Consider the following 6,000-nt stretch of genomic DNA (forward strand, 5'->3'; position numbering starts at 1 on the left):
CTTGTCTTTTATCCCGCAAGGATTAGGCTAGGCGCCTTCCACAGCATAGGGAAAGCGCGATGAGCAGCGAGCACGACACCTCCAGCGAAGCACTGCGACTCAACAGCACCGAGATCCGCATCCTCGGCGCCTTGATCGAAAAGCAGGCCACCAGCCCGGAAACCTATCCCCTGACCCTCAACGCCCTGGTCCTGGCCTGCAACCAGAAGACCAGCCGCGAGCCCGTGATGAACCTGACCCAGGGCCAGGTCGGGCAAAGCCTGCGCGCCCTGGAAAGCCAAGGGTTTACCCGCCTGGTCATGGGCAGCCGCGCCGACCGCTGGGAACACCGGCTGGACAAGGCCCTGGAGCTGGTGCCGGCGCAGATGATCCTTACCGGCCTGCTGTTCCTGCGCGGCCCGCAGACGGTGAATGAATTGCTGACCCGCAGCGGCCGCATGCATGACTTCGAAGACGCCGAACAAGTGGTGCACCAACTCGAGCGCCTGATTGCCCGCGACCTGGCGCTGCTGATCCCGCGTCAGGCCGGTCAGCGGGAAGACCGCTACACCCACGCCCTGGGTGACCCGGCGGACATCGAGGCGATCCTCGCGGCCCGGCACAACCCGGTGGAGCGCAGCACTGGCGGCGCGGTCTCGGTGGAGCGTATCGAAGAGTTGGAAGCGCGGATTGCTGCCCTCGAAGAGCGCCTGGCGCAACTCGAAGGCTGAACCCTCAGTGGGCGCAGCCACGGGTACGACACCCGCTGGCTGCGCCGACGCAGCGCCCTACCCGGCCCGGGCGAAGGCCACAGCGTTCTGGAACTGCTCCTCACTGGGGCGCACCCCGGTGTAAAGCACAAACTGCTCCAGGGCCTGGATGGCGATCACTTCCAGGCCGGTGATGACCTTTTTGCCCTCAGCCCGGCCGCGCAGAATCAGCGGGGTTTCAGGGGGCACCGCAACCACGTCGAACAGCGTATCGGCAGCGGCAATCGCCTCTGCGGAGAAGGCCAACTGCTCAGCCTCAGCCCCACCCGCCATGCCGATCGGCGTGACATTGATCAGCATCTGCGCGCGCACATCCCCAAGCTCGGCCTGCCACTCATAACCCAGGGCATTGGCCAAGCCACGCCCGGCCGCCTCGTTACGCGCCACAATCACGCCGTTGGCGTAGCCGCCATCACGCAAGGCGCTGGCCACGGCCTTGGCCATGCCGCCGCTGCCACGCAAGACAAAGCTCGAGTCCTTCGGCACCTCGTGGCTCTTGAGCAATTGGGCGATGGCAATGTAATCGGTGTTGTAGGCCTTGAGGTGGCCCTGGGTGTTGACGATGGTGTTGATCGACGCAATGGCCCGGGCCGATGCATCCAGTTCGTCCACCAGTTCAATGCTCGCCTCCTTGAAGGGCATCGACACGCCACAGCCGCGAATGCCCAGGGCGCGAATCCCGCCGATGGCGCCAGGCAAATCCTGGCTGCTGAACGCCTTGTAATAGAAGTTCAGCCCCAACTGCTCATACAGGTGGTTGTGAAAGCGCAAACCGAAGTTCCCCGGACGCCCTGACAAGGACATGCACAACTGAGTGTCTTTGTTGGGGTTCATTTGCATCGTTATCTCCTTACACCGCACTTTCGGATGGACGGATTAACCGGCCCGACCGGTTCTGCCTGATCATGATGACCCGTAGTCAAGGGCGCTTTACCCGCCAGGGAACTGGGTAAAGAAGCCGGTACAGACCTTACACAATATTTACCCTGCGGCTTCGCAGTTTTTCAAAAAACCACTGTCTTAGAAGTATCCCCCACGACAGTCCTTGAGCCTGCTGCAGGCAACAAGCGCTGGGGTTGAATCGAGGAACGCTCATGATTTCCAAACTCCCCAAGATAGCCTTGCTCATTGGTGCACTCGCTGTCGCAGGCCAGGCGTCTGCCCACGGCGGTGGCTGGGCCGGACCCGCCGTATTGGGTGCTGTTGTCGGTGCTGCCGTGGTGGGCTCGGTGATCGCCGGCCAGGAACGCCCGGTCTACGTGCAGCAACAACCGGTGTACGTCCAGCCACAGCCGGTGTACGCCGCGCCACCGCCGGTCTACTACCAGCCACAACCGGTGTATGTGGAATCGGCGCCGGTGTATTACCGCCCCGCCCCGGTCTACTACGGCCCGCCTCCGGGTTACTACGGTCCGCCACGTCATTACGACCGTGGCCCGCGCTGGTAACAGGCTGATCACACCCACAAGCCCCGCCCTCACAAGCGGGGCTTGTTGCATTTGGCCATCATCCTTAAGTCTTGACTGTCCACGCCAGGGCCAGGCCTGGAACGGTATTTGCCTGACAATTGGCGACCGGTCCCTCGATGGCCTCAGCCATCGGACGGTCATATTGATGTCATTGCAGGCCCGCAAGATCGGACCTGTCCGTCGTTCCAATGGCCCATAACAACAAGGACGCCCTTTATGCCGACGCAAAACCCTCACCGCATCGCCGGACTCTGCACCTCCAGCAAAGTCTATGGCGCGCTGACCGAACTCAAGCACCTGGAAGGCCACCGCAACGCCAAGTTTCTTTCCCTGCTGGCCGAGAATCTGGTGCGCAAGGGCCTGCTCAGCGAACAGGAAGTGCTGCACATGCTCGACCAGGTGGTGGACTGAAGGCGGCCCCCACGCCCGTTAGCAATTTTCAATAACCACTATTGAGCCAGGTGATTTTTCGTAACACTGCGGGCTTTGTAAGGTAGCTCCACCACGTATCGGAGGTCCTTATGCCCACAGTTCAGATCATGTCCGTTATCGGCAGCGCGGTTCCCGCATCCCTCAGGGCTCGCGGCGTACTGGCCTGCTGGTACCTGATGCAGGACGGCGAGCCCGTAAGCGGCCCCCTCGCCTCCCTGCCCGCTGCCCAGGCCCTGTCACAACAGTGGCCCACGCTCGCCGCCCACGCCTAAGGCAGCTGCACCCGCGGCCGGGTTTCCACAAACAGCGCCCAACTCGACATGAACAATGCGGCAATCAACGGCCCGATGACGAACCCGTTGAGGCCGAATATCGCCAGGCCGCCCAGGGTCGAGATCAGGATCAGGTAGTCCGGCATCTTGGTGTCCTTGCCCACCAGGATCGGCCGCAACACGTTGTCCACCAGGCCAATCACGAACACCCCGAACAGCCCCAGCACCACCCCTTGCCAGATCGCTCCGCTAAGCAGGAAGTACGCGGCCACCGGGCCCCAGACAATGCCCGCACCCACGGCCGGTAATAGCGACAGGAACGCCATCAGCACCGCCCAGAGCAAGGCGCTGGGGATGTCCAGGAACCAGAAAATCAAGCCGCCGAGGGCGCCCTGGGTCACGGCCACCAGCACGTTGCCTTTCACCGTGGCCCGCACCACGCGGTTGAATTTGAGCTGCAGGCGACGCTTCTGATGCTCTGCCAACGGCACCGCCGTGCGGATCTTGCGCGCCAGCTCCGGGCCATCGCGCAGCAGGAAAAACAGCAGGTAGAGCATGATGAACACGCTCACCACAAACTCGAAGGTGCCCTGGCCGAAACTGAAGGCCTGGCTGGCAAAGAACTGGCTGCCTTGCATGGCGCTCTTGACGATTTTCTCCCGCAGCCCCTCCAGCTCGCCCATGCCAAAGCGATCCAGCAGGTGCTGGAAATACGGCGGCAGGCTGTGCTTGAACTGGGCCACATAGGCGGCAATGTCCAGCTTGCCGCTTTCAATGTTCTGGTACAGCGTCGCCCCCTCTTGCACCAGCAAGGCGCTGGTGATGATCACCGGCAAAATCGCCATCACCAGGCACAAACTCAGGGTGCACAACGAGGTGAGGTTGCGCGGCCAGCCGAACTTGAGTTGCAGGCGACGCTGCAAGGGTGCAAAGACAATCCCGAGGATCACCGCCCAGAACACTGCACCGTAAAACGGCAAGAGAATCCAGATAAACGCGATCGTCACCAGCGTCAGCAAGACGAGCAGGCTTTTGTGTTGCAGGTTCTGTTGGTTCATATCCAATCCATGTCAGTCAACGCAGATGTTCAGCGTCCTGAGCGTTAGTCCTCGGCGCCCGCGCCGAGTGCCGTAGTTTCTTGCGCAGCCTTAGACCCAGATCAATAAACCCCGCCAGCGCCTGCCTTACCCTCGCGACCTTTTGCGACCGACAGCCCCATGACGCTCCTCGCCAAACCCGAACTGCTGGCCCCCGCCGGCACCCTGAAAAACATGCGCTACGCCTTCGCCTACGGCGCCGATGCGGTTTACGCCGGCCAGCCACGCTACAGCCTGCGGGTGCGCAACAACGAATTCGACCACGCCAACCTGGCCCTGGGCATCCAGGAAGCCCAGGCCCAGGGCAAGCGCTTCTACGTCGTGGTCAACATCGCCCCACACAACGCCAAGCTGAAAACCTTCCTCAAGGACCTGGAGCCGGTCATCGCCATGGCCCCGGACGCGCTGATCATGTCCGACCCGGGGCTGATCATGCTGGTGCGCCGGCACTTCCCGGCCATGCCGATCCACCTCTCGGTACAGGCCAACACAGTGAACTGGGCCAGCGTCGAGTTCTGGCAGCAACAGGGCATCAGCCGGGTGATCCTGTCCCGGGAGCTGTCCCTGGAGGAAATCGACGAAATCCGCCAGCAAGTGCCGGACATGGAACTGGAAGTGTTCGTCCACGGCGCCCTGTGCATGGCCTACTCCGGGCGCTGCCTGCTTTCGGGCTACATGAACAAGCGCGACGCCAACCAGGGCAGTTGCACCAACGCTTGCCGCTGGAAGTACCAGGCCGAGGCGGCCATCGAGAACACCCTCGGGGAAATCGTCCAGACCTATCAACCCGAACCGACCCTGGGCCTGGGCACGCCCACCGACCAGGTGTTCCTGCTGCGCGAGGCCAATCGCCCGGACGAGGCCATGCCCGCCTTCGAGGATGAGCACGGCACCTACATCATGAACGCCAAGGACCTGCGGGCGGTGCAGCACGTGCCACGCCTGAGCGCCATGGGCGTGCACTCGCTGAAAATCGAGGGCCGCACCAAGTCGCACTTCTATTGCGCCCGCACCACTCAGGTCTATCGCCGGGCCATCGACGACGCCGCAGCCGGCCGCGAGTTCGATCGCAGCCTGATGAGCGACCTCGAATCCTTGGCGCAACGGGGCTACACCGAGGGCTTCCTGCGGCGCCACGTGCACGACGAATACCAGAACTACCAGAACGGCAGCTCAGTCTCCGAGCGCCAGCAGTTTGTCGGTGAGTTGACCGGCGAGCGCCGGGGGCGGCTGGCCGAGGTCAAGGTGAAGAATCGCTTTGCCCTGGGCGATCACATGGAACTGATGACCCCCAAGGGCAACTTCCATTTCGACCTGAGTGAGTTGCAGAACGTCAAAGACGAGGCCATCGAGGTGGCGCCGGGGGACGGGCACACCGTGTATTTGCCGATCCCCGATCAGGTGGACCTGCGCTTCGGCCTGTTGATGCGCGATGTGACGCAACGGCCTGCAGCAGAGCCCGACCCGGCCTGCGAGCCGCAACTGATCGCCCGCCAGGCGGCACCCGCACCGCGCGGCTGACCACCGCGCGGCAGGCCTGGGTTCAGATGCGGAATTGCCCCACCAGCTTGCCCAGGCGCTGGCCCAGGTCGGCCAGGCTGCGGGACGTCTGGGCCCCGAGCTGGGTTTCATCGGCCACACTGTCCACCGCCACGGCGATCTGATGCACGCTGCGGTTGATCTCTTCAGCCACGGCGGTCTGTTCTTCCGCGGCGCTGGCGATCTGCGCGTTCATCGAGTTGATGGTGCCGATCAACTGCGCCATGGCATCCAGGGACGCCCCCGCTTCGTTGGCCTGGACCGAAGTGCCATCGCCGGCATCGCTGGAGCGCCGCATGGCGTCCACCGCCACCCGGGTGCCCTGCTGCAGGCGATTGATCATGCCCTGGATTTCCTGGGTGCTCTGCTGGGTGCGGCTGGCCAGGGCCCGTACTTCGTCGGCCACCACGGCAAAACCGCGCCCGGCCTCCCCGGCCCGGGC

General features: G+C 63.3%; 8 protein-coding genes. 5 read left to right on the plus strand and 3 right to left on the minus strand.

The window, feature by feature from the left end; translation table 11 throughout:
• The first annotated feature begins 59 nt into the window (after positions 1-59).
• Positions 60-710, plus strand: coding sequence for a YceH family protein (locus M1B34_RS08155; protein WP_268262474.1), 651 nt, complete (start codon positions 60-62; stop codon positions 708-710).
• A gap of 57 nt (positions 711-767) precedes the next feature.
• Here M1B34_RS08155 and M1B34_RS08160 read toward each other — a convergent pair whose 3' ends face one another.
• A complete protein-coding gene (locus tag M1B34_RS08160) occupies positions 768-1,589 on the minus strand; it encodes a shikimate 5-dehydrogenase (protein ID WP_268262473.1) in 822 nt (273 codons plus the stop codon).
• A gap of 254 nt (positions 1,590-1,843) precedes the next feature.
• Between M1B34_RS08160 and M1B34_RS08165 the strand changes: the two genes are divergently transcribed.
• The 3 genes from M1B34_RS08165 to M1B34_RS08175 all read left to right on the plus strand — a co-directional run bounded on the left by M1B34_RS08165 (position 1,844) and on the right by M1B34_RS08175 (position 2,922).
• Entirely contained in the window at positions 1,844-2,197 is a 354-nt protein-coding gene (locus M1B34_RS08165; RefSeq protein ID WP_123335353.1) for a hypothetical protein, read from the plus strand.
• A gap of 237 nt (positions 2,198-2,434) precedes the next feature.
• Positions 2,435-2,629: a hypothetical protein gene (locus M1B34_RS08170; protein WP_123335351.1), complete on the plus strand. Its 195-nt coding sequence runs from the start codon at positions 2,435-2,437 to the stop codon at positions 2,627-2,629.
• A gap of 110 nt (positions 2,630-2,739) precedes the next feature.
• Positions 2,740-2,922, plus strand: coding sequence for a hypothetical protein (locus M1B34_RS08175; RefSeq protein WP_123335349.1), 183 nt, complete (start codon positions 2,740-2,742; stop codon positions 2,920-2,922).
• Here M1B34_RS08175 and M1B34_RS08180 read toward each other — a convergent pair.
• Positions 2,919-3,980: an AI-2E family transporter gene (locus M1B34_RS08180; RefSeq protein ID WP_123335347.1), complete on the minus strand. Its 1,062-nt coding sequence runs from the start codon at positions 3,978-3,980 to the stop codon at positions 2,919-2,921. The genes M1B34_RS08175 and M1B34_RS08180 overlap by 4 nt on opposite strands.
• Positions 3,981-4,139: 159 nt before the next feature.
• Between M1B34_RS08180 and trhP the strand changes: the two genes are divergently transcribed.
• Positions 4,140-5,540, plus strand: a complete 1,401-nt coding sequence (gene trhP, locus M1B34_RS08185) for a prephenate-dependent tRNA uridine(34) hydroxylase TrhP (RefSeq protein ID WP_268264828.1) — start codon at positions 4,140-4,142, stop codon at positions 5,538-5,540.
• 22 nt (positions 5,541-5,562) lie between these two features.
• Here the strand turns inward: trhP and M1B34_RS08190 are convergent.
• Positions 5,563-6,000: methyl-accepting chemotaxis protein (locus tag M1B34_RS08190; protein WP_268264829.1), on the minus strand; the 438-nt coding region annotated here is incomplete at its 5' end.

The organism is Pseudomonas morbosilactucae (genome assembly GCF_023241715.1).
Lineage (GTDB): Bacteria > Pseudomonadota > Gammaproteobacteria > Pseudomonadales > Pseudomonadaceae > Aquipseudomonas > Aquipseudomonas morbosilactucae.

Coding starts and splice junctions, on each gene's coding strand:
- M1B34_RS08175 (WP_123335349.1), top strand. CDS start 2,740: ATGCCCACAGTTCAGATCATGTCCGTTATCGGCAGCGCGGTTCCCGCA.
- trhP (WP_268264828.1), top strand. CDS start 4,140: ATGACGCTCCTCGCCAAACCCGAACTGCTGGCCCCCGCCGGCACCCTG.
- M1B34_RS08155 (WP_268262474.1), top strand. CDS start 60: ATGAGCAGCGAGCACGACACCTCCAGCGAAGCACTGCGACTCAACAGC.
- M1B34_RS08160 (WP_268262473.1), bottom strand. CDS start 1,589: ATGCAAATGAACCCCAACAAAGACACTCAGTTGTGCATGTCCTTGTCA.
- M1B34_RS08180 (WP_123335347.1), bottom strand. CDS start 3,980: ATGAACCAACAGAACCTGCAACACAAAAGCCTGCTCGTCTTGCTGACG.
- M1B34_RS08165 (WP_123335353.1), top strand. CDS start 1,844: ATGATTTCCAAACTCCCCAAGATAGCCTTGCTCATTGGTGCACTCGCT.
- M1B34_RS08170 (WP_123335351.1), top strand. CDS start 2,435: ATGCCGACGCAAAACCCTCACCGCATCGCCGGACTCTGCACCTCCAGC.